The organism is Pseudoalteromonas sp. MIP2626 (assembly GCF_013414205.1).
Classification (GTDB): Bacteria; Pseudomonadota; Gammaproteobacteria; order Enterobacterales; family Alteromonadaceae; genus Pseudoalteromonas; species Pseudoalteromonas nigrifaciens.
This window is the reverse complement of sequence record NZ_JAATTW010000031.1, coordinates 12544-34396: the sequence shown is the minus strand read 5'-3', so window position 1 is coordinate 34396 and position 21853 is coordinate 12544. Positions and strand designations below refer to the sequence as shown.

Annotated in this window: 21 protein-coding genes; 14 read left to right on the top strand and 7 right to left on the bottom strand. The window is 40.6% G+C overall.

Annotation, left to right across the window (positions count from 1 at the left end; translation table 11 throughout):
* The first annotated feature begins 148 nt into the window (after positions 1-148).
* The 6 genes from HC000_RS12770 (at position 149) to HC000_RS12745 (ending at position 6468) form a co-directional block, all read left to right on the top strand.
* Positions 149-1252 (top strand): phosphoribosylaminoimidazolesuccinocarboxamide synthase, encoded by a 1104-nt coding sequence (locus tag HC000_RS12770; protein ID WP_179807848.1) that lies wholly within the window; start codon positions 149-151, stop codon positions 1250-1252.
* A 121-nt stretch (positions 1253-1373) separates the two neighbouring features.
* A complete protein-coding gene (locus tag HC000_RS12765) occupies positions 1374-2051 on the top strand; it encodes a methylamine utilization protein (protein ID WP_179807847.1) in 678 nt (225 codons plus the stop codon).
* Complete coding sequence (locus HC000_RS12760; RefSeq protein ID WP_179807846.1) at positions 2044-4359, top strand: EAL domain-containing protein; 2316 nt, start codon at positions 2044-2046, stop codon at positions 4357-4359. The genes HC000_RS12765 and HC000_RS12760 overlap by 8 nt, the downstream gene beginning before the upstream one ends.
* The gene (locus tag HC000_RS12755; RefSeq protein ID WP_179807845.1) at positions 4346-5179 is read left to right on the top strand and encodes a DUF3034 family protein; all 834 of its coding nucleotides are present in this window, start codon (positions 4346-4348) and stop codon (positions 5177-5179) included. Before HC000_RS12760 ends, HC000_RS12755 begins: the two co-directional genes overlap by 14 nt.
* The gene (locus HC000_RS12750; protein ID WP_179807844.1) at positions 5179-5598 is read left to right on the top strand and encodes a group 1 truncated hemoglobin; all 420 of its coding nucleotides are present in this window, start codon (positions 5179-5181) and stop codon (positions 5596-5598) included. Before HC000_RS12755 ends, HC000_RS12750 begins: the two co-directional genes overlap by 1 nt.
* 66 nt (positions 5599-5664) lie before the next feature.
* A complete protein-coding gene (locus HC000_RS12745; protein WP_179807843.1) occupies positions 5665-6468 on the top strand; it encodes a sulfurtransferase in 804 nt (267 codons plus the stop codon).
* A 253-nt stretch (positions 6469-6721) separates the two neighbouring features.
* Here HC000_RS12745 and HC000_RS12740 read toward each other — a convergent pair whose 3' ends face one another.
* Positions 6722-7072 (bottom strand): cysteine-rich CWC family protein, encoded by a 351-nt coding sequence (locus tag HC000_RS12740; protein WP_179807842.1) that lies wholly within the window; start codon positions 7070-7072, stop codon positions 6722-6724.
* 42 nt (positions 7073-7114) lie between these two features.
* Between HC000_RS12740 and HC000_RS12735 the strand changes: the two genes are divergently transcribed.
* The gene (locus HC000_RS12735; protein ID WP_179807841.1) at positions 7115-7438 is read left to right on the top strand and encodes a hypothetical protein; all 324 of its coding nucleotides are present in this window, start codon (positions 7115-7117) and stop codon (positions 7436-7438) included.
* Positions 7439-7648: 210 nt separating this feature from the next.
* On the opposite strand, the gene HC000_RS12730 is transcribed toward HC000_RS12735, so the two are convergent.
* Positions 7649-8617 (bottom strand): class 1 fructose-bisphosphatase, encoded by a 969-nt coding sequence (locus tag HC000_RS12730; protein ID WP_011327173.1) that lies wholly within the window; start codon positions 8615-8617, stop codon positions 7649-7651.
* Positions 8618-8771: 154 nt separating this feature from the next.
* Here HC000_RS12730 and HC000_RS12725 point away from each other — a divergent pair, with 154 nt between their 5' ends.
* Positions 8772-11201, top strand: coding sequence for a zinc-dependent metalloprotease (locus HC000_RS12725; protein WP_179807840.1), 2430 nt, complete (start codon positions 8772-8774; stop codon positions 11199-11201).
* Positions 11202-11411: 210 nt separating this feature from the next.
* Positions 11412-12185, top strand: coding sequence for a YggN family protein (locus tag HC000_RS12720; protein WP_011327175.1), 774 nt, complete (start codon positions 11412-11414; stop codon positions 12183-12185).
* A gap of 115 nt (positions 12186-12300) precedes the next feature.
* Here HC000_RS12720 and rsuA read toward each other — a convergent pair whose 3' ends face one another.
* Positions 12301-12999: a 16S rRNA pseudouridine(516) synthase RsuA gene (gene rsuA, locus HC000_RS12715; protein ID WP_089367748.1), complete on the bottom strand. Its 699-nt coding sequence runs from the start codon at positions 12997-12999 to the stop codon at positions 12301-12303.
* Between the two features lie 59 nt (positions 13000-13058).
* Here rsuA and zapE point away from each other — a divergent pair, with 59 nt between their 5' ends.
* Positions 13059-14168: a cell division protein ZapE gene (zapE, locus tag HC000_RS12710; protein WP_179807839.1), complete on the top strand. Its 1110-nt coding sequence runs from the start codon at positions 13059-13061 to the stop codon at positions 14166-14168.
* 181 nt (positions 14169-14349) lie between these two features.
* Here the strand turns inward: zapE and galE are convergent, their stop codons facing one another.
* Entirely contained in the window at positions 14350-15363 is a 1014-nt protein-coding gene (gene galE, locus HC000_RS12705) for a UDP-glucose 4-epimerase GalE (RefSeq protein ID WP_179807838.1), read from the bottom strand.
* Positions 15364-15637: 274 nt separating this feature from the next.
* On the opposite strand from galE, the gene HC000_RS12700 reads away from it, so the two are divergent.
* Positions 15638-16129: a DUF3016 domain-containing protein gene (locus HC000_RS12700; RefSeq protein ID WP_179807837.1), complete on the top strand. Its 492-nt coding sequence runs from the start codon at positions 15638-15640 to the stop codon at positions 16127-16129.
* Between the two features lie 79 nt (positions 16130-16208).
* Here the strand turns inward: HC000_RS12700 and HC000_RS12695 are convergent, their stop codons facing one another.
* Positions 16209-16499 (bottom strand): hypothetical protein, encoded by a 291-nt coding sequence (locus HC000_RS12695; RefSeq protein WP_011327181.1) that lies wholly within the window; start codon positions 16497-16499, stop codon positions 16209-16211.
* A gap of 168 nt (positions 16500-16667) precedes the next feature.
* Here HC000_RS12695 and HC000_RS12690 point away from each other — a divergent pair, with 168 nt between their 5' ends.
* Positions 16668-16877: a hypothetical protein gene (locus HC000_RS12690; protein WP_089367752.1), complete on the top strand. Its 210-nt coding sequence runs from the start codon at positions 16668-16670 to the stop codon at positions 16875-16877.
* A gap of 8 nt (positions 16878-16885) precedes the next feature.
* Here the strand turns inward: HC000_RS12690 and epmB are convergent, their stop codons facing one another.
* The gene (gene epmB / locus HC000_RS12685) at positions 16886-17899 is read right to left on the bottom strand and encodes an EF-P beta-lysylation protein EpmB (protein WP_179807836.1); all 1014 of its coding nucleotides are present in this window, start codon (positions 17897-17899) and stop codon (positions 16886-16888) included.
* Positions 17900-17940: 41 nt separating this feature from the next.
* On the opposite strand from epmB, the gene efp reads away from it, so the two are divergent.
* A complete protein-coding gene (gene efp, locus HC000_RS12680) occupies positions 17941-18507 on the top strand; it encodes an elongation factor P (RefSeq protein WP_011327184.1) in 567 nt (188 codons plus the stop codon).
* A 59-nt stretch (positions 18508-18566) separates the two neighbouring features.
* Positions 18567-19541, top strand: a complete 975-nt coding sequence (gene epmA, locus HC000_RS12675; protein ID WP_011327185.1) for an elongation factor P--(R)-beta-lysine ligase — start codon at positions 18567-18569, stop codon at positions 19539-19541.
* Positions 19542-19680: 139 nt separating this feature from the next.
* Here the strand turns inward: epmA and HC000_RS12670 are convergent, their stop codons facing one another.
* Entirely contained in the window at positions 19681-21780 is a 2100-nt protein-coding gene (locus HC000_RS12670; protein ID WP_179807854.1) for a TonB-dependent receptor, read from the bottom strand.
* Positions 21781-21853 lie beyond the last annotated feature (73 nt).

The following is a 21853-nucleotide window of genomic DNA, read 5'->3' as shown; positions in this document are numbered from 1 at the left end:
AATCCTTAAACCTAAATAGTAAATCACTAGCTAAAACCGGCTCATTAGCCAAAGCGATTGAGCTTTTTATGACTCTGGATTATTATGTGTGGCTTATAACCCCAATCCCATACTTTGCTCTTTGAGCATGCCTAACCCCGGAGATAGCATGACTAGCTATAAAGTTTTAGACGTAAATGATGATTTACCTATTCGTACCAAAGGTGACGTACACAGTGGTAAAGTACGCTCGGTTTATTGGCTAACCGACGCAGACAGCAAACGTTTAATTAGCGAAAAGGGCTATAAAGTACCAGCCGATACTGAGCTGGCAATTATGGTTATTTCCGACAGAATTTCAGCTTTTGATTGTATTTGGCAAGGCGAAAACGGCTTAAATGGCGTGCCAGGTAAAGGCATAGCGTTAAACTCGGTGGCTGCGCATTGGTTTAAGTTATTTGATGAAGCAGGACTTGCGGGTAATCACATTGTTGATATTCCGCATCCGTATGTTTGGATTGTACGCAAAGCCAGTACGGTAAAAGTAGAAGCCATTGCCCGCCAATATATTACTGGCAGCATGTGGCGCGACTACGCTAAAGGCATACGAGACTTTTGTGGTATTAATTTACCAGAAGGTTTAACAGCTAATCAAAAGCTCGATAAAGTATTAATTACTCCCTCTACCAAAGGCATTATTACTGGCGTGGCAGATATTCCCCCAGTTGATGATGTAAATATAACGCGTAGCAATATTACTAATAACTTAAGCGTATTTAACTTTAGAACAGGTGATGATGTAGCCCAATACGAAAAATTATTAGTGGAAGGTTTTGAGCTAATAAGTGGCGAGCTGGCTAAGCTTGGGCAAATATTTGTAGATACTAAGTTTGAATTTGGCTATGTAGAAGATATAAATGGTGCAGAGCAGCTTATTTATATTGATGAAGTAGGCACGCCTGATTCATCGCGTATTTGGGATGAGGCATCTTATCGCGACGGTAAAATTGTTGAAAACTCAAAGGAAGGTTTTCGTCAGCTGTTAATTAATAACGTGCCAGAGAGCGACGTACTACTTAATAAAGACCGCATGGATGAGCGTGAGCAACTAGCTAAAAATTATATTTTACCTGAGTCAGTAATGCTTGAGGTGTCAAATACCTACGTGGGCATTGCCAGTAAAATTGTAGGCAAAGAAATTGTTATTCCTGCTGATCCGCGCCAAGAAGTAATTGCTATTTTAGATGCCGATTATGGATTAATTATAAAATAACACGACTAAAGTGCTAAAAAATGAATGCTAAAATGTTTATTTTTAGTGACTGAACTATATTTCTTGCAATTGGTGCTCGTCTCTAATTAACTGAACTTAAAATTAATATTTGAGTATGGTTATGTTTGAACGAGCATTGCAAGTTTTTGCAAAAAAACGTTATTTATTCGCTTTAAGTGTGCTTTTTAGCCACGCTGCTATTAGCGCAAATATTGATTTAGTAATAAAAGATCAACACGGTATGGTGTTACCTAATGCCGTTGTTGAAATAGGCCAAGCAAACACTGCTTTTAAGCCTACAAATCCAAGTGTTAAAAAGCTCCCCGTTGCGGTAATAGATCAGGTAAATAAGCAGTTTTTACCTGAGCTACTTATTGTGCAGCAAGGGCAATTAGTTAACTTTCCTAATAGCGATAATATTCGCCATAACGTGTATTCGTTTTCAAGCGCTAAATCTTTTCAATTAAAACTCTACTCAGGGCAACCCAAAGAGCCAATTGTTTTTGACACTCAAGGTGTTGTGGTACTAGGCTGTAATATTCATGATTCTATGGTGGGTTATATCTATGTGGCTAAGAGTGAGCAAGTTTATAAAACCGATAAAAACGGAGTTGTAAGTTTGCCTATTACTACGCAGCCTTTACAAATAAGTATTTGGCATGCGTTGCAAACTGCGCCTTTAGAAAATAAAAAAATGATGAATATAGAGCCACAAGCTATTTTACCTATAACCATAAATACTTCCTCGCCAGCACCACGTAACACCTTTGGCAGTCAGTTTAAGGGCGGTAATGACTAACAATTTGCGAAACCGTATAACCATTTTATGTGTAGGCTTGGTGTTATTAACCACTGTGGTTAGTTTGCTGAGCTTTTGGTGGTCTACAAGTAAGTTTCAAGAAGAAAAAGTCAATCAAGACATAAGCGTGGCACAAAATGTTTATAAACAATATTTAAACTCGAAAGAAAACCTACTATTAACTGCCGCTAAAGTACTTACCTCCGATTTTGGCTTTAAACAAGCGGTTGCCACGCGTGACGCTGCTACTATAAGCAGTGTTTTATACAATCATAGCCAGCGTATAAATGCCGATTTAATGCTGCTGTTAGATTTGTCGGGGCAGTTAATATCAACCAATGATGATGAGGACAACTTTACCGATAACCTGCAGCCTTTAATGAGCGAGTTATTAACTAACGCAGAGCGCTCTAGTTTTGTGGTATTAAATGGCCAACTGTATCAGGTTATTTTACTGCCAGTTAAAACCCCGCGCACCATCGCTTACAGTTTAGTAGGCTTTAAAGTAACCAGTAATGTAGCTTCAGAGCTTAAAAGCCTAACCGGTATGGAAGTAAGCTTTATAGCGATCGCAGACAGTGTAGTAAAAACCTCATTGGTAGCCCCTCCAGCAAACTTGCAACCAGTTAATTATTTTAATAGCAAAACGACGTCGCGCTTTTTTGGTGATTATTTAGTGTATAAAAATCGTGAAATTGAGCTGCCTGCACTGCAAGCGCACCCGGTAATAATTTTACTCAGCGCCGATTTAACCCAAAGCTATCGCGATTTTGAACAGCTATTTATTACGCTGATTATACTTGCCATACTTACTTTAATTGTTGGGGTAGTAACCAGTAGTTTATTAGCAAATAATTTAACTACACCACTGTCGCAATTGGCCGTGGTGGCTAAGCAATTTGCAAAGGGTAATTATAATTTTGAATTTAAAGGCAGCAAACAAAGCAGTGAAATAGCTACCCTTATGGATGCTTTTCATAACATGGGTAGCGATATAAATGAACGTGAACAGCAAATTAGCTACCAAGCTCGCCATGATGCGCTAACCGGATTTTATAACCGCTCGGCCATGCTAGAAATGCTAGCTAAACAATTAAATAAAAGCACTGCACACACGTTAGTAGCTATCGATATTAAAGGCCTGCGACATATAAACGATAAGTTGGGGCCACGCATTGGTGATAAGTGCTTAAAAGCGGTGGCACATCGTATTCGTGAGTTTTCAGAGGAGTTGGGTGGGTTTCATGCGCGTATTGGTGGTGATGAATTTTTAACCGTATTTCCGGCGGGGGCAGTGAGCGAATTTAAACGCGGCATTATTGCTTTAATGGCGCAGCTCCAAGCGGGTTACACCATTCAAAACTTAAAAATAAATTTACGCTTTAGTGTGGGGGTGGTGCAATATCCGCTACACGGTGAACAAGCTGAGGATCTAATTCGTCGAGTACTTATAGCAGTAGAAAGCGCAACCAGCCATCATCAAAATATTCATTACTATCAACAAGGCGAAGACGAAGCGCATTTAGAGCGCTTAGTTATGCTTGATGAGCTTAAGCAAGCTATAAGCGATGATGACGGCCAGTTATTTATGACCTATCAGCCAAAACTAAATATGAAAATACAAAAGGTTGATAAGGTTGAGTCCTTAATTCGCTGGCAACGTAAAGATGGTAGTTGGGTGTCGCCTGAGGTGTTTATTGATTTAGCCGAACAGTCGGGATTAATTGTAGAGCTTACCGCCTGGGTGGTTAATACCGTTATTGCACAAGTTGCCGCTTGGCAGCAAAAAGGCATACATTTACAAGCGGCTATCAATGTATCAGCACAAGATATTGCGTTTGCGGGGTTTCATTCGTCATTAGTACGTACTTTAAAAAAGCATAAGGTTAACCCTGCGTTGATCACCATTGAGCTCACCGAGCGCGATATGATCGAAAATGAAGAAAAAGGCATAATTGCCCTCGAAAACTTAAAAGCTATTGGGGTAAAAATATCGCTTGATGATTATGGCGTAGGGCAAACATCGTTAGGGCGTTTAAAAATGCTACCAATTGATGAGCTTAAATTAGATAAGTGCTTTATTTTAAAGCTTGATGAATCGCAAAAAGATCAATTTATTGTGCAGTCGAGTATTACTTTAGGGCATCAATTAGGGTTTTCGGTAGTAGCCGAAGGGGTAGAAACAGCAGGTACCTTAACATTACTTAAGCAGATGCAATGCGATCACGCACAAGGTTATTATTTAAGTCGGCCATTAAAAGCTGAGCTATTAGAGCAGTGGTTAGAGGAATACGATGGCGTACATTAAGTGTTTTATGGCAGGGGTATTACTCACAGCCAGTTTTATTACTGCTGCGAGTAGCGGTAAATTATTAGCTACTCCTGGGGTGTCTCAAGTTGAGGGCGCTGGTGGCGGTGGCCTTGTTCCGTGGGCGCAACTTGCTGGGTATGCCAGTGAGGATGAGGTTTCGGTTAATGGTTTTTGTAGCCGTGCAGATGTAACCGACTATACGTTAGATGTATGTGGCGCACAGCTTAATTTGTTTAATCGCGTTGAGCTTAGCTATGCGCAGCAAGAGTTTGATGTACCCGCGCTGAGTACGCAAATAGAGCAGTCGATAACTGGTGCTAAAGTTCGTTTATATGGCGACATTGTTTACAGTAATTGGCCACAAGTAAGTTTAGGTATGCAGCATAAGTCGTTAGACGATGGCACGGTTGCAAAGCTAGTGGGTGCACAGAGCACCAGCGGCACCGACTTTTACTTAGCGGCAAGTAAATTACACTTAGGTGCTATTGCAGGATACAACTGGTTTTGGAACGTGACCACCCGTTACAGCAAAGCCAACCAACTAGGTTTACTGGGTTATGGCGGCAATAATGCCAGCAATAAATTGTTATTTGAGGCAAGCACAGCGATATTTTTAAGCCGTAAAGTCGCGTTAGGTGTTGAGTATCGTCAAAAAACAAATAACCTAGGATTAGGCGAGCAAGATTGGAAAGATGTGTTTGTAGCTTGGATGCCAAATAAACATATAAGCGTAACCGCCGCCTACTTAGATTTAGGCAGTATAGCTGGAACAAGCGATCAAACCGGTTGGTACTTATCGGTGACAGGATATTGGTAATGAGAATTTTTATACTATTTTTATTGGCTACAAGTGTATTAGCTGGCTGTAGCAGCAAGCCTAAACAGAGTTTGTATCAGCAAATAAATGGTAATGCCGGCATAGAAAAACTAGTGGATAGCTTTATTTATCAAATAGGTAATGACAGGCAAGTGTTTCACTATTTTGAGCACAGTAACATTACTCATTTTCGCCAAGGCTTTATAAGCCACTTATGCGCGCTAACAAACGGCCCGTGTGAGTATAAAGGCGACTCTATGGTTGCTATTCATACTGGCATGAATATTAATGAAAAAGATTTTAATCATGTAGTCGATCTGCTAATTAATGCGATGGACGAGCAAAGTATACCCCATCCAGTACAAAATAAAATAATATCGAAAATGGCACCACTGCGCAGTGAAATAATAAAGATTTAAGAGCTGTAAAGTGGCAGCGCTCAGCTGTTCACTTTTAAAAAAGCAGCCAAACCTTGAGATAGATAAATGAAAAATATAATTACCAATGAGCAGCTTTATACGCAATTAAATGATCCTGCATTAATATTATTTGACGCGGGTATGCTGCGCCCGGGTTTAACTGGTAACTACGTTGCTAAAGCAGTACTGCCTAACGCGCAGCGCTTTGATATTAAAAATGAACTAGCAGATCGTTCTAACCCGTTACCTAATACTTTGTGTAGTGCAGAACAATTTACTCAAGTGATGCAAAAGGCAGGCGTTAACCACGATTCGTACATTGTTATTTATGAAGATGAGGGTTTGTTTAGCGCAGCTAGGGCATGGTGGATGCTAAAATCTATGGGCTTTGATAATGTAAAAGTGCTCAGTGGTGGGCTAAGTAAATGGCTTGAGAGCGGCTACCCGGTACAGCAAAGCTATAGCAAGGCAAAACATAATGGTAATTTTATTGCGCGTTATAGAACGGGTTACTTTATTAATAAGCAACAGGTACAAAACGCAATTGATGATCCGGCCATAGTATTACTCGATGCGCGAGCACACAAACGCTTTACAGGCGAAGACCTTGAACCCCGTGCTGATATGCGCAGCGGCCATATTCCTAATAGTCTTTCATTACCTTATAGCGAATTACTGTGCAGTGGTGAGGCTAAGCCACTTAACGAAATACAGCAGCAATTTAAAGCCCTAGTCGGTAATGCAGAAAAACTACAATTTACATGTGGTGCGGGTATAACCGCCTGCATATTAGCGTTATTTGCTGATGAGTGCGGTTACGCTAACTTAAGTGTTTACGATGGTTCGTGGAGTGAATGGGGAAAGAAATAAAGAGTAGATAAAGCCGCGGTGAGTTATTAGTAAAAACAAACCAAATCAAACACCGCGCTTGGCTTTTGCTAGTAGGCGCTGAGCTTGCTGGCGCAATATGTTCAACGAATATATAATTACTTAAAGCATTCGCACCTTGTGCGCGCGGTGGCAAGCCACTCGCCTACGGGTTAACTAAACACCGCGCTTGTTTACTCCTTTACTACCAGCCCCAAATTAAAAACTGTTATTTAACGAGCTTCTTTAACCGCTATTACTTGTACGGGCAATTTTTGCAGCCATTTTTACAGCATGTGCCACGCTTTAAAAAAAACCACTTACTAAATACCATATAGCTGTTTTGCATAGTGTAATCGAGCCCTTTAATCAGCTCTCCATTATTTTTAAATTGCTTAGCAAACGCGAGTTGTATTTTAATCGGCTGCGAGTAAAGGTTTTGTAAGTAAGTGTTTATTTTAGCCAGCGTACAGTTACGGCATAAACAGCTTGTAGCGTTAAGATCTAACGGTAAAATAGCGGGTAACTCGTTGCACCAACATGCTGATATGTCAGTCACATTACAGGTAAGAGCAGTATTACATTGGGGGCAGTTAATTTGGGTCATTATTTTACTTTTAAATCACGGTGAGCGCAGAATAACAATATTATGGATATACAAAAAGCATTAGCGCAGTTTATTACCTTCGGGCCAGAAAAAGACGAGGCTATTGCTGTTATTGTATCTGCGGCAGCAGCAAAACAGCCATTATTTACCCTAAGTACGTCAATCATACTAAATGTGTTTGAGCGTTGTTTACATAATGAAATAGCACTTGATGATTTGGAACTGTGGGCGAATGTGATTGAAGCGCGAGATGATATTGATTGCGCTGAATGTGAGGGCGTTATTTATGCACTTAGTAACAGTGAGCAAATGGGCGAGCTTAATTATGAAAAGCTCGCCAAATTAGCCACGCTTTTACAAGAGTAAAAGCGTGGCTAATTTTTAGTCAAGTATTAAAGGTACGAGATCTCAGGTGTTGATAAAATACCGAACCGTAGGCGGGAGTTTACCTCGCGCATTTTATAAATTTAACAAGCGCGGCATAAAGCCCCGCCTTGTATCTACGGTTAATTTAAACACCGCGCTGGCTTAATTCTCGCCTAAAATCTGATACCTAAAACCTTGTATTTCTATTTATTACTTATGATATCCCAAGCAGGTTTCTACTTCGTTTTTTGAGCCTAAAATTACAGCTACGCGCTGGTGAATGGCATTAGGCTGTATATCCATAATACGCTCGGTGCCAGTTGACGCAATCCCGCCAGCTTGCTCTACTAGCATGGCCATAGGGTTTGCTTCGTAAAGCAGACGAAGCTTATTTGGCTGGCTTGGGTTTTTGGTATCGGTTGGATAGGTAAATAACCCGCCACGGCTTAATACGCGGTGTACATCGCCTACCATTGCAGCAATCCAGCGCATATTAAAGTTTCGAGCGCGTGGGCCAGTGTCGCCAGCTACAAGGTCGTTAATGTAGTTTTGCATAGCAGGTTGCCAATGGCGTTGGTTTGACGCATTAATAGCATATTCGTTGGTATCTGCTGGTATTTTTGCAAAATCTTGAGTTAATAAAAAGGTGCCGTGAGTTTTATCTAGGGTGAAAAAGCGGGTGCCTTTACCTGTCGTTAGCGCCAATATAGTCGATGGACCATATAATACATAACCTGCCGCTACTTGATTAATACCCGGTTGCATAAAAATACTTTGGTCAGCAGGATCTGCGCCTTCAGGCGCTTTCATTACTGAAAAAATAGTACCTACTAACGAGTTTATGTCGGTGTTTGATGAGCCATCAAGTGGGTCAAACGCTACAATATATTCTGCATCAGGATTACCAGCAACTGTGTAGTCTTCTTCTTCAGAGGCGATGGCTTTTACGTAGCCCGATTCCAATAATATATCTTTAAGCAGTTGGTTGGTTAAAACATCAAGCTTCTTTTGAGTTTCGCCTTGAATATTCTCGTCAAGTGTTGAGCCTAATACACCCGATAATTCGCCTTGGCCAACACGAAATGAAATTTCTTTACATGCGGCTAAAATAGTTCTGATCAAAGAGATTAATTCTCTTGGGCAACCATCTTCAAGTAATACTGGAGGAAGTCTACGCATTCTATTTTCCTGATAACGTGATTAAACTAATCATAATGTGAGAGGGATTAGTTTGGAGCGCTGAAATTCGTCTTAAATAACTGTATTATTTAAATTCCCCCCTATAATGGGGTTACCTAATCGTACTTAAAACGCCAATAACAAAGATAAGATTATGCAAAAAATAAAACTACTAGGTTACATTCTCTTTACTGTGTTGCTCACTATGATAACTCAAGCGCACGCAGCAATTAAGTCTATTGATGAATTTACTGGAAAGATGAATCATTTTCCGGGATATTTTTCATTTTTTTACGATACAGAAAACGGCAAAGTTTATTTAAAAGTAGATAAACTAGAGCAGCAATTTTTGCTACAACAAAGCTTGCCAAATGGCTTGGGCTCTAACGATATAGGGCTCGATAGAGGGCAGCTTGGTAATACACACTTAGTGCAATTTGAGCGCTTTGGCGACAAAGTAATGCTACGTGCTGTAAATACTTACTATCGCGCAAATACCAGTAATAAAGCCGAGCAGCAAAGTATTAATGAAGCGTTTGCATCAAGTATATTAGCGGGCTTTAAAGTGGTTGCGCAAAATAAGCGGGCGCTATTAATCGATTACACTCCGTATTTACTTAGTGATGTACACGGTGTAAATCGAACCCTGGCAGCGACTAAACAAGGTAACTTTAATCTAGACGAATCGCGTAGTGCAGTTTATATGAACCGCTCCAAAGCATTTATTAATAATACAGAGCTTGAAGCTGTGCTGACCTTTGCCGGTACTCAACCGGGTAAGTTTGTGCGTGAAATAAGCCCTGACGCCTATTCGTTAACGGTGCATATGCACCATTCACTAATTAAATTACCAGACGATAACTACACCCCGCGCAACTTCCATCCACAATCGGGTTTTTGGAGTATTGAGCATAAAAACTATGCTGCAGCACTTGGTGAGTCTATGTATGTGCGATATATACCGCGCCATCGGTTAACTAAAAAAGATCCGAGTTTACCTATTAGCGAGCCCATTGAGCCGATTGTTTATTACCTTGATCCTGGGGTGCCGGAGCCGGTAAAAAGTGCATTGCTTGAAGGTGCACAGTGGTGGGATGAAGCGTTTAGTGCAGCGGGTTATAAAAATGCATTTATAATAAAAGTACTACCAACAAACGCTGATCCTATGGATATTCGCTACAACGTAGTGCAGTGGGTGCATCGTGCTACTCGTGGTTGGTCGTATGGCAGTTCGGTAATTGATCCGCGCACCGGCGAAATAATAAAAGGGCATGTAACGCTTGGTTCATTGCGCGTACGCCAAGATATTTTAATTGCAGAAGCGCTGGCTGCGCCTTACTTAAACGGCAATGAAATAGCAAAAACACTACAAGCTATGGCACTTGATCGTATTAGGCAGTTAAGTGCCCACGAAATTGGGCATACTTTAGGTATTTCTCATAACTTTGCCGCTTCAGTGGGCGATAGAGCCTCGGTAATGGATTATCCGCATCCGCTGCTTAGCTTTGATGAGCAAGGCAAGCTTGATGTATCACGCGGTTATGCTACGGGTATGGGCGTGTGGGATACACAAGTTATTAAATACGGCTACAGCGACTTTACTAATCAAAACGAAGCAGCAGCATTGGCAGCTATTTTAAAAGAAAACAACACAAAAGGGCTCGAATTCATATCAGATAACGACGCCCGCGCTGCTGGTGGTGCGCATCCAACAGCTCATTTGTGGGATAACGGCGCAGCACCAAGCGAAGAGCTATTAAGAGTACTAGAAGTGCGTAAGCAAGCACTCGCACAATTTGGTATTCATAATATAAAAACGGGTGAGGCGTTATCGCAATTAGAAGAAAAACTAGTGCCCTTGTATTTATTTCACCGTTACCAAGTAGAGGCGGTGGCTAAACTAATCGCAGGGGTAAATTACGAGTACGAAGTACGTGGTGATAAACCTGTAAAAGGCGCGCAAGTGGTTGCTAAACAAACGCAACAACAGGCGGTTAAAGCTATTTTAACCACGCTTGAGGGCAGTAATTTAGTGTTGCCAGAGTCGATACTCGCACTTATTCCGCCAAAAGCGTACGGCGAGTCTAGAACGCGCGAAAGTATAGTGGGGCGCACTGGTTTAACCCTTGATGCAATGGCGTTACCTGAAGTTGCCGTGCAGCATAGCTTATCGTTATTACTAAATGCACAGCGTTTAAATCGCCTTGCGCAACAACAAGCACGCAGTGATGATTTTTATAGTTTAGATGAGTTACTTTTACAGCTTTATAAGCAGGTTTTTGTGGCATTGCCATCCAATAACATGGTGGCAAAGATCACTCAGCGAGTGCAATTTTTAAGTGCTAAAACAATGGCTGATTTAGTGGCCAGCGATAACGTAAGTCCAGAAGTACAAGCACAACTGCGTTACTATTTAACTAAGTTAAAAGATGACTTTGAACAAAATTCACTACTAAGCAACACCAGTATAGGTGAAAGCGCGTTTAAACAATATTTAGCTGAACAAGTTAACCTGTTTTTAACCACAGGTAGCTGGCCAGATAACTTTAAAGCATTACCAATCCCGCCAGGTTCGCCAATTTAAAAGGATCGCTTTTAGCTATAAAGCAGCAGACGGCTTTTAACTAAGAAATTAAAAAACACCGCGCTTAATTTAAACGCGGTGTTTTTTTGTATTACTCATTGCATAGGTTAAATACGCAGGGCTGTCTTTATTATTGTGTTACTTTTGCTTGCATAAAGTTGTTTTTTTGTTAATCTACCCGCCTTCTGTTGTGGCTATTTTGAGGTGTTTATGGCGTTTTTATCTCGTTCGATATTGGCGTTGTCTGTAGCACTTTTAAGCAATAATGTATTTGCGCAAAAGCAGTGTGATGTAGAGCTTCGTCACGGTTTAATCATTACTGATGATATTATTCGCATTGTTGATAAAGGCCAAACCCGCGTACAAATTAATAATAATAACCAATTGTTTATCCGTGGCTATTGGATTGACTTAAGTGATGACGAAAGTAAAGTCCTTGAGCAGTTTAGCAGCGGTATTCGTCAAACTGTTCCTGAACTCGTTAACTTAGCCACCGATGGTGTTAATTTAGGGCTCAGTGCAATTGAGCATGTTGTTGAAGGCATGACAGATAAAGAATCAGAAGTGCTTAAAACGCAATTGCAGTACGTTGAACGTGCGCTAATGGATAAGTTTAAACGCGGCGATGATTTTTTCTTTATTGCGCCGCAATCACTTTCCAAAATAGACGACTTTTTCACTAAAGATATTAGCAAAAAAATTCACTCGGCAGTGCATGGCTCCCTCGGGGCTATTTTAATGTCGTTAGGCGATGCATTTAAATCGCGCGAAGGTAATATTGAAGATCGAATGAACGACATGAGCCAACGCATGGATATCATTTCTTCAGAAATAGATAAATCACTCCAAGAAAAAGCCCGCCAACTCGAACTTAAAGCCGCGGAATATTGCGAATGTTTAAACGCCCTTGATGTGACTGAATCTCGCCTACAAGCCATAGTACCAGGTATGGTGAACTTTGACTTAGTGCAAATAAAGTCTTAAAACAGGCTAAAGGGCTGCTATCAGACTCTAGCTAGCAGTGTTGATATAAAAAACACCGTATTACTAGTAGCGCACGGTGTTTTTTATGTTTTCCTGACAACTAAAAATTTTAACTTTACAGTTTAATCTCTTCGGCTGTTAACAAGCGATATTCACCCGCTGCTAGGTTTTCATCTAGTTTAATATTGCCAATTTGTTCGCGGTGCAATTCAACCACTTTGTTGTCTACAGCGGCTAACATGCGCTTAACTTGGTGGTATTTACCTTCACAAATAGATAAACGTAAGCCGTAATTAGCGAGGCGCTCTGCTTTTGCCGGACGGGTTAGAGCTTTTTCGTTATGTAATTGTACCCCTTCGCGCAGTGCCTCTAACGATTCGTCAGTAATGGGCTCTTGGGTTTCTACTAAATAGGTTTTAAATTTATTGTTTTTAGGAGACGTTATTTTATGCGACCAGTCGCCATCGTTGGTTAAGATAACTAAGCCAGTGGTGTCAATATCGAGGCGGCCTGCTACGTGAAAGTCGCTCATATTTGGCTCGTCAATTAAATCGAATACCGTTTTGTGTAGTTCATCACTATTGGCACTTACATAACCAACGGGTTTGTTTAACATGAAGTAGCGTTTACCTAAAAATACGAGTTGTTCACCTTGAAAAACTACTTCGTCTTGCTGCTTAATTTGAAAATCGAAAGCAGTGACCACTTCACCATTGACTAGTGCGGCTTGGCGTTTAATGCTGGCTCTGGCTTTTGAGCGTGGCAGCTCTGCTAAATGGCTAATAAATTTATCTAGGCGGCAAGGGAATTTCATTGGGGTTCACATTTTGAGTCGGCTACAATGGACGCGATTATAACGGATAGTGAAATACCATGACAGTGCAGGACACACAAATAATAAGCCTTTACCAAGCTAAGGTTGCATCGGGCGAGCTTAGCTTCGATGCTGCGCAAAATAATGCCGTACAGGCACTTAATTCGCTTAGTGAACAATTACAAATACACTATAGCTGGTGGCAAAAGTCGCCACTCATAAAAGGTGTGTATTTGTATGGACCGGTAGGGCGTGGTAAATCCATGTTAATGGATTTATTTTATAACAATGTTGCTATAAGTAAAAAGCAGCGGCTGCATTTTCATCACTTTATAGCGCAGGTACACCAGCAGTTAGGGCAGTTACAAGGGCAAAAAGATCCGTTAATAATTATAGCTAAAAATTGGGCCAAAAATATTCGGGTGCTATGTTTTGATGAGTTTTTTGTTAGCGATATTGGCGACGCTATGATTATGGCCCGGCTGTTTGATGCATTATTTAAACAAGGTGTAGTGTTAGTGGCCACTTCAAACGCAAAACCAGAGCAGCTTTATTACAATGGCCTGCAGCGAGCACGATTTTTACCTACCATAGATTTAATTAATAATTATTGCGAGATAGTTAATGTAGCGGGAGAGGAGGATCATCGTTTTCGTTATGGTAAAAATAGTAGCCATTACTTTATTAATTTACCCAGTGATGACTTTAAAGCTAAATTTTTAACGCAGTACCCGCAAGCATCACACAGTGGCAATATCACGGTACACGGTAGAGCGCTGTCTTATTTATTAAAAACAGCAAATGCCTTAATGATTGATTTTATGGCGTTGTGCTCTGGCCCGCGTAGCGCTAACGATTACATGTTTTTAGCTCAGCAATTTTCTGTGTTATACGTGGCAAATGTGCCAAAAATGGGCGTTGGCGCAACCGGTAAAGTAATAGTGCACGGTATAGAGGACAGCTACCAGCGTGAAAAAAAAACTCTAGACGAGCACTTTTTTGATGATGAAGCACGACGTTTTATTGCTTTGGTCGATGAGTTTTATGACTGCCATAAGTTACTGGTTATAAATGCACAGGCTGATATAGACACCTTGTATCAAGGTAAAAAACTAAGCTTTGAATATGCACGAACGCAATCGCGTATAGTCGAAATGCAAAATTGGTAAAAATAATAATCGTACTAGGAAGTAAATCAGGGCTAGGTTCTAGGTTAAACTCTAAACCTTAAACTCTGAGCTTAAATTTGAACACGTATATCTTTATTGAATTAAATAAATGACTTACTCCAACCATAATTAACATGCCCCTATAAAAACAGGGACATATTGATTATAGGTATATGGTTTTCTACTTATACCCATTTGGGTTATTTGACTGCCAGCGCCAGGTGTCTTGCATCATAGTATCGATACCGCGCATCGCTTGCCAGTCTAGTTCATTCAGGGCTTTTTCAGGAGCTGCGTAACAAGCGGCTATATCGCCTGGACGACGTGGTGACACTTGATATGGTACTGCTTGCCCACTGGCCTTAATAAAGGCGTTCACCATTTGCAGTACTGAATAACCGTTGCCTGTACCTAGGTTATAAACCAATGCACCGGTGTTTGTGGCAATTTTATTCAGCGCTTTAAAATGTCCTAAAGCTAAGTCGACTACGTGAATGTAGTCGCGCACGCCGGTGCCATCTACTGTGTCGTAATCATCGCCAAATACGGCTAGTTGCTTGAGCTTGCCCACAGCGACTTGTGAAATATACGGTAATAAATTATTAGGGATCCCGTTTGGATCTTCGCCAATTAACCCCGATTCATGCGCGCCTACTGGATTAAAGTAGCGCAAAATAGCAAAGGCAAAGCGCTCGTCTGATTTTGCGATATCTTGCAACATCATTTCAACCATTAACTTTGATGTACCATAAGGGTTGGTGGTGCCACCAACAGGAAAGTCTTCTTTAATAGGTAAGCTTGCTGGGTCGCCATAAACGGTTGCTGATGAGCTAAATACTAACTTAAATACACCCGCATCGCGCATCGCATCAACTAGTGTTAATGTACCTTGTACGTTATTTTGATAGTACTCAATTGGTTTTACAACCGACTCACCCACCGCTTTTAAGCCAGCAAAGTGAATTACGCTTTCAATAGTATGCTTAGCAAATACTGAGTCTAAAAATGCTTTATCGAGAATATCACCTTGGTAAAAAGTTACTTCTTTACCGGTAATATTTTTAACGCGCGTAAGTGACTCTGATGATGAGTTGCTTAAATTATCAATAATAACAACATTACTGTTTTGTTGTAAAAGTTCTAAAACAGTGTGCGAGCCAATATAGCCTGCGCCACCGGTTACTAAAATAGTCATGAATGCTCCGTGGATACCTTTTATCAATAATGTTGATTGCACCATAAATTGCGATATTTTACATGCATTATCTGCTTTATATACGCTGTTATTTAAAAAAAGCTAAATTTACATATTTGATTACATTTTGAACGCTTTAAATAACACTTATGTCACAAAATTAAGTTATAGTTAATAAACAGCTGTTAAAATGAACTCAGTTATTTAGGTGTTAATACTGAGCATGCCCTAATTGCAATAATGTAATATTCGGCGCACCTTTTTGGAGAGTGATATGAATCCAGTAAACAAAATCGCAATGTTAATGTGCTTTGCACTACCAGCACTTGCCCATGCGGGTGAGTCGGCTATTAAATGGCATGATTTTAAAGACTATCGTGATGTACGCGAATCCAATCAAGGTAAAGCTTCGTACCATAAGCATATAGCGAGCAGTATTGAAGAGCATGTTGCTAAACTTGCAGAGCAATTGCCAAAAGACTACAAACTTAGCCTAGATATTACTGATGTCGATTTAGCTGGCGATGTACGCTATGGCGGTATAAATGAAATCAGGGTGGTTAAGCCTATTTACTTTCCGCAACTCAAACTTAATTATTCACTTACTAATGAAAAAGGTGAGGTAATAAGTGCAGCAAGTGATGTAAAGCTTAAAGATATGGGCTTTATGGATAAAATTAAAATGGGCCGAGATGGACCTTTCAATTACGAAAAACGCTTACTTACAGAGTGGTTTGGTGAGGAAATATTACCGAAAGTTGATTAACTGAGCTTTACAAAAACGCCGCTAAATAGCGGCGCTTTTAATGCTTATAGAATAATAAACTTTTTAACTAAAGTTTACGTTACTTAAACGTAGCTAACAAAGTAAGTAGTTGCTGTAATTTAATAACGGTGGTTTTAAGTTTTTCTTCATTAAAACCGTCACTAGATAAGCTCTCTACGTCGGCTGCTACATCAAGCACATATGGCTTAAAGCGTTTAGCTTCAAAGGTAAAACCTGAGTCGGCTGTAAAGAGTGCTTTAAATTTGCCGTGACCTTGCTGTTGTAACTCGTCGAGTTTTTTGTCAGCATCAAGCGCCTGTCGGTAAACAATTTTTAAGTTAGCGTTGAGTTGTTCAATAATAGAATCCATGGTTTTCCTAAAGCTTTGTATTGAGTTGCCGATAATTTATTATGTAGCATGCGCATACTGCATATGTTACTTGGATTATATTTAAAAGTCAGGTTTTTAGCACTGTGCATTGTTTAACTCCTTTTAAATTATTGCACAACAAACACTGATTAAAGGTGGGTTAATTTTATGAATATATCAGGCGGAAATTTACCGGTAATGCCAAGTTCAAGCCAAGGCGGCGAAGTGTTGAGCGCTGCATTGTCTAAAAAACAGCAACTAGCTGATGGCGCAGCTGCATTAGCACTGATTGAGGGTGCTGCGCAGTCATCCAGCGCGCAAACACCGACTAAGTCGGCGACTGCAACACTGGGTAATAACGTAAACATTTACGTTTAAATACTGCTTTAAATTAACTTAAGATCGATAGGTGTTTTACTTTTTTCACCGCCAATCTCTCTGACCAATTTAGGCACTAAAAAACCAGGTAGGGCTTCTAACAGCTCTGCCATTATTTTAATTGCTTGCTCCTCACTAATGTCAAAGTGGCTTGCCCCTTCTACCTTATCTAGCAAATGTAAATAATAGGGCAATACATCGGCATCAAATAACGCTTCACTTAAATTCACTTGTGCTGCAGTTGTATCGTTCACGTCTTTTAAAATAACCGCTTGATTAAATAGCACTACACCTACTTGTTTAAGCTTTTGCATTGCGGCTTTAAAGTCGTCGTCTATTTCGTTGGCATGGTTTATATGATTAACAAACACAATTTTTAATGGCGTTCTTGCAAGTCGTTCGCATAACTCATCGGTAATGCGCGCCGGAATAACCACCGGCAGACGGGTATGAATTCGCATGCGTTTAATTTGTGGTAGTTGCTCAAGCTCATCTAAAAACCAACTAATGGCATCGTCTTTGGCCATAAGCGGATCGCCACCACTTAAAATCACTTCATTTATATTATTGTCGGATTTTATATAGCTAAGCGCATCTAGCAGGCTACGCTTATTAAGTTGGTTTTCTTGATACGGAAAATGGCGTCTAAAACAATAGCGGCAATTTACTGCACAACCGGTTTTAAACATTACTAAAACACGCGATTTATACTTGTGTAATAGCCCTGGCTGCTGGTTACTTTGCTCAAGCAGGGGATCTTTATTAAAACCACTTTTAGTTAAGAATTCTTGATGGCGCGGCATAACTTGTAATAATAATGGATCGTTTGCATCGCCTTTACGCATTTTTTTTATAAATGGTATTGGCACACGAACTGGGAACAAGCTACGAGCTTTTATGTCGTTATCATGGACTTGGCTCGATAAACCGACCATTTCTAGCAACACTTTTGGGCAGGTAACTACATTTGCTAATTCTTTTTGCCAGTTTTTATGCAAATTTGCTTCATTTCTTTGTATCATTGGCACGTAGATTACTCGAAAAAATATAAATAGAGGAAACGATGGCGAATTATAGCACCAACGAGTTCAAGGGCGGCCTAAAAATTATGATGGATGGCGAGCCTAGTAGTATCATAGAAAATGAAATGGTAAAACCTGGTAAAGGCCAAGCGTTTAACCGTGTTCGTATCCGTAAACTTATTTCAGGTAAAGTACTTGAAAAAACCTTTAAATCGGGTGAATCTGTTGAAGGTGCTGATGTAATGGATACTGATTTAGCGTATTTATACACAGACGGCGAATTTTGGCATTTCATGAATAACGAAACATTTGAGCAAATTGCTGCTGACGAAAAAGCGTTAGGCGATGCGGGTAAATGGTTAGTTGAAAATGACGTGTGTACAATTACATTATGGAACGGTAATCCTATTGTAGTAACACCACCTAACTTTGTAGAGCTTGAGATCACTGAAACTGATCCGGGCCTTAAAGGTGATACAGCCGGAACTGGCGGTAAACCTGCAACATTAAGTACTGGTGCTGTAGTACGTGTTCCACTATTTGTACAAATAGGCGAAGTTATTAAAGTAGACACCCGTAACGGTGAATACGTAAGCCGCGTTAAATAATTTTAAGCGTCGCTTTATAAAATCCTAGCTTAAAAGCTGGGATTTTTTTTGGAGAAAATATGTCAGTAAATCTTTGGGCTCCCAGTGCAAGTATTGCAACACTTAAGCAGCGAGCTGTTATTTTACGCAGTATTCGCGAGTTCTTTTATGCTCGCAATGTAATGGAAGTAGAAACCCCCAGTTTAAGCGGAGCCAGTGTAACCGATATACACTTAGTGAGTTTTAACACTCGATTTGTAGGCCCAGGGCACGCCAGCGGCCTTGAGCTATATTTACAAACCTCTCCAGAGTTTGCAATGAAGCGCTTGTTAGCGGCGGGCTCAGGGCCTATATTTCAGTTGTGTAAAGCATTTAGAAACGAAGAAGCTGGCAGCCATCATAATCCAGAATTTACTATGCTGGAATGGTATAGACCGGGGTTTGACGAATTTGCATTAATGGCTGAAATAGATGAGCTAATGCAGCTTATTTTAGATGTTGCGCCGAGTGAACGGTTAACTTACCAACACGCATTTGAACAAGTACTTGGACTTGATCCACTCACTGCTAGTTTAGAGCAATTACAACAACTTGCCTGCGAGCAAGGGTTTGCTGATATAGCTAAAAATGAAACGCATAGAGATACTTTACTGCAGCTTTTATTTTGTATGAAAGTAGAGCCAACAATTGGCCAACATAAGCCGTGTTTTGTGTATCACTTTCCGGCATCGCAAGCAGCACTGGCACAAATTTGCGATCATGACAGTCGCGTAGCAGGGCGGTTTGAGCTGTATTATAAAAATATGGAATTAGCTAATGGCTTTAACGAGCTAACTAATGCGACAGAGCAAGCTAAGCGTTTTAATGACGATAATGAATATCGTAAACAAAATGGCTTAAAGCAAGTACCAATGGATAAGCATTTAATTGCTGCGCTTGAACATGGATTAGCGCCTTGTGCAGGGGTAGCGCTGGGCATAGACAGGCTAGTAATGTTAGCCACGCAAAAGAGTAATATAAAAGAAGTTATTGCGTTTGATGTGACAAGGGCTTAAAGCAACTTAACATGCAGGGGCTGTCAGTTAGTAACTAACCTCTCGCATGAGCAGGCTCTACGACTAGCACATAAAAAACCGCGTTTATTTTAATAAACGCGGTTTTTTTAACTGAGTACTAAAAGCTGTCAGCTTTACTTTATAAATTAAGTGTAAAGGTAACGCCAGCTACACGTGGCTCACCTAGTTGGGTGTAGGTATGATCAGCGTAACCATCAAGTGGGTTGTTGTCAAACTCAAAACCGCGAGTAGGTACTGTTTCGTCAAACACGTTACGTGCCCAGGCGCGTACAGCCCAGCTATCGGCTTCATAACCTAAGCTTACATTCACTAAGTTACTGTTTGGTGCCTGTGCATTATGGCTATCTGAGAAGTAATAATCGTCTTTGCCTTCAACACCTACCATGGCATAAAGCTCGTTGGTAAGGTTATAACGAGCACTCAGTGCGTATTGATATTTAGGTGACTGTGCTTGGTCGCGACCGTCTTGGTTTAAACCCGCTTTAGTTACAAATTTATTTATTTTAGTATTTAAATAACCAGCACTACCGGTAATAAGTAAATCGTCGGTTAGCTGATAGCTACCTTCAAGTTCAAGGCCATAGTTACTGCCAGAGCTCGCGTTATCTACATAACCGGTAAACTTCTGATCTTGTACTTGCCATGACTTTAACTGAATGTTGTCGCGGTGCATGTAAAACGCAGCTAAACGTAGAATAAATTTATCATCAAGGGATGATCCCTTAACACCAAACTCACCGCTCCATAAGTATTCTGAATCAAAACTGGTGTGCTGTTTAAAAAATTCGGCGTCGAGGTTTAAGCCTTCATCTTTAGCTTTGGCGAGCGCTTCTGAGTTAATGCCGCCTGCTTTATAACCACGGGTAATACTGGTGTAGATCATGGTGCGATCAATTACTTGGTACTCAAGCGCTATTTTTCCGCCAACCATAATGTCGTCGGTATCTTCAATAAAACCGTTATTATCGGTGTAATCACCTTGGTATTGCTCAACACGTAAGCCAGTAATTAAGGTGGTTTTAGGCCCAATAGGAGTCGCTAATTGGCCATATACTGCCACGTTATTGGTTTCATACGTTGAGTTAAATGGGCTAGCTAACCGGGTATATTGGCGTTCTAAATCTACGTCACGGTTTTGATAGTAAAGACCTGCAACCCAGTTGCCGGTTTTGCTTTTAAATTGTAAATCGACCCCTTGATCATCGCGATCGCGGCTGTAAACATCAGTTGAGCTGTCACCATCAGGATGCAAACCGGCGGCGCAAAGCTGCGGTTTACTCGGATCGTTACATACCCAATCTTCATCAAAGCTATAAAATAATTCACTGTCGATCGCCGATAAACTTAAGTTTACGTCAAATAAATCAAAGCCCGTATAAGTGTTATTTAGACCAATAGCGTAACTTAATTGGTTATCTTCACCGGGTTCATCGGCAACGCTGTTACGGCCGTTATCAAGTGCGAAGGTGTCGTAACCGTTGTTAATGTCAATATAGTGTAGATTTAATTCAGTGCGTAAATTGGCAGTTATTTGGCTGTTTAATTTAAAGCGTGCTACTTGCTCGTCTTGCCCTTGAGTTGGCTTATTTAGGTATAGGTTATCTACATAGCCGTCTGATTTTCTACGAAAGTAGCTAACACGAGCGCTGGTATCGTCGGTTAAACCTGTACTTGCAGCAAGACCTGCTTCGCGGCTGTTGTAAGTGCCTGCACCTACTTGTAGTTTTAAACTAGGATCGCTTGTTGCTTGCGCCGATTGCATTTGGATCATACCTGCCATACCGTCGGCACCAAAGCGTGTACCTTGTGGGCCACGGTAAATTTCTACTTGGTCAATATCAAATAATAATGCACTGCCACCAAGGCCTGAGTAGTTAATGCCATCAATAACTAAACCAACCGAAGGATTTATGGGGTCAACAAACTGTGAACGTAGTCCTACGCCACGAATTTGAATATAACGACCGCGAGAAGCTCCAGAAGCAAAATTAATATTGGCAGTACTCCCAAGCATTTCATCTAGGTAGGTTGCACCTCGTAAATTAACTTCATCTTCGCTAAATAAGCTGGCGCTAGCACTTAAGGTTTGAATGCTTTCTCGTTGAAAATCACCAGTAACAACAATGCGTTCTAGATCTGTATCGTCAGCGTTGGCGGTAACTGATGCACCAAACAGTGGTAATAATGCGGCGGTAATTAAAGACAAACGTAAGTTCATTAGGTTACTTAACTCCATTTTAGGGACTTGCATGGTAGCAATTATTTCAGTACATGTGCTATAAACGCGGCAA

What these genes read in the sequence shown, in the direction of transcription:
- HC000_RS12770 (WP_179807848.1), top strand. Translation starts at nt 149, where the DNA reads ATGACTAGCTATAAAGTTTTAGACGTAAATGATGATTTACCTATTCGT.
- HC000_RS12765 (WP_179807847.1), top strand. Translation starts at nt 1,374, where the DNA reads ATGTTTGAACGAGCATTGCAAGTTTTTGCAAAAAAACGTTATTTATTC.
- HC000_RS12760 (WP_179807846.1), top strand. Translation starts at nt 2,044, where the DNA reads ATGACTAACAATTTGCGAAACCGTATAACCATTTTATGTGTAGGCTTG.
- HC000_RS12755 (WP_179807845.1), top strand. Translation starts at nt 4,346, where the DNA reads ATGGCGTACATTAAGTGTTTTATGGCAGGGGTATTACTCACAGCCAGT.
- HC000_RS12750 (WP_179807844.1), top strand. Translation starts at nt 5,179, where the DNA reads ATGAGAATTTTTATACTATTTTTATTGGCTACAAGTGTATTAGCTGGC.
- HC000_RS12745 (WP_179807843.1), top strand. Translation starts at nt 5,665, where the DNA reads ATGAAAAATATAATTACCAATGAGCAGCTTTATACGCAATTAAATGAT.
- HC000_RS12740 (WP_179807842.1), bottom strand. Translation starts at nt 7,072, where the DNA reads ATGACCCAAATTAACTGCCCCCAATGTAATACTGCTCTTACCTGTAAT.
- HC000_RS12735 (WP_179807841.1), top strand. Translation starts at nt 7,115, where the DNA reads ATGGATATACAAAAAGCATTAGCGCAGTTTATTACCTTCGGGCCAGAA.
- HC000_RS12730 (WP_011327173.1), bottom strand. Translation starts at nt 8,617, where the DNA reads ATGCGTAGACTTCCTCCAGTATTACTTGAAGATGGTTGCCCAAGAGAA.
- HC000_RS12725 (WP_179807840.1), top strand. Translation starts at nt 8,772, where the DNA reads ATGCAAAAAATAAAACTACTAGGTTACATTCTCTTTACTGTGTTGCTC.
- HC000_RS12720 (WP_011327175.1), top strand. Translation starts at nt 11,412, where the DNA reads ATGGCGTTTTTATCTCGTTCGATATTGGCGTTGTCTGTAGCACTTTTA.
- rsuA (WP_089367748.1), bottom strand. Translation starts at nt 12,999, where the DNA reads ATGAAATTCCCTTGCCGCCTAGATAAATTTATTAGCCATTTAGCAGAG.
- zapE (WP_179807839.1), top strand. Translation starts at nt 13,059, where the DNA reads ATGACAGTGCAGGACACACAAATAATAAGCCTTTACCAAGCTAAGGTT.
- galE (WP_179807838.1), bottom strand. Translation starts at nt 15,363, where the DNA reads ATGACTATTTTAGTAACCGGTGGCGCAGGCTATATTGGCTCGCACACT.
- HC000_RS12700 (WP_179807837.1), top strand. Translation starts at nt 15,638, where the DNA reads ATGAATCCAGTAAACAAAATCGCAATGTTAATGTGCTTTGCACTACCA.
- HC000_RS12695 (WP_011327181.1), bottom strand. Translation starts at nt 16,499, where the DNA reads ATGGATTCTATTATTGAACAACTCAACGCTAACTTAAAAATTGTTTAC.
- HC000_RS12690 (WP_089367752.1), top strand. Translation starts at nt 16,668, where the DNA reads ATGAATATATCAGGCGGAAATTTACCGGTAATGCCAAGTTCAAGCCAA.
- epmB (WP_179807836.1), bottom strand. Translation starts at nt 17,899, where the DNA reads ATGATACAAAGAAATGAAGCAAATTTGCATAAAAACTGGCAAAAAGAA.
- efp (WP_011327184.1), top strand. Translation starts at nt 17,941, where the DNA reads ATGGCGAATTATAGCACCAACGAGTTCAAGGGCGGCCTAAAAATTATG.
- epmA (WP_011327185.1), top strand. Translation starts at nt 18,567, where the DNA reads ATGTCAGTAAATCTTTGGGCTCCCAGTGCAAGTATTGCAACACTTAAG.
- HC000_RS12670 (WP_179807854.1), bottom strand. Translation starts at nt 21,780, where the DNA reads ATGAACTTACGTTTGTCTTTAATTACCGCCGCATTATTACCACTGTTT.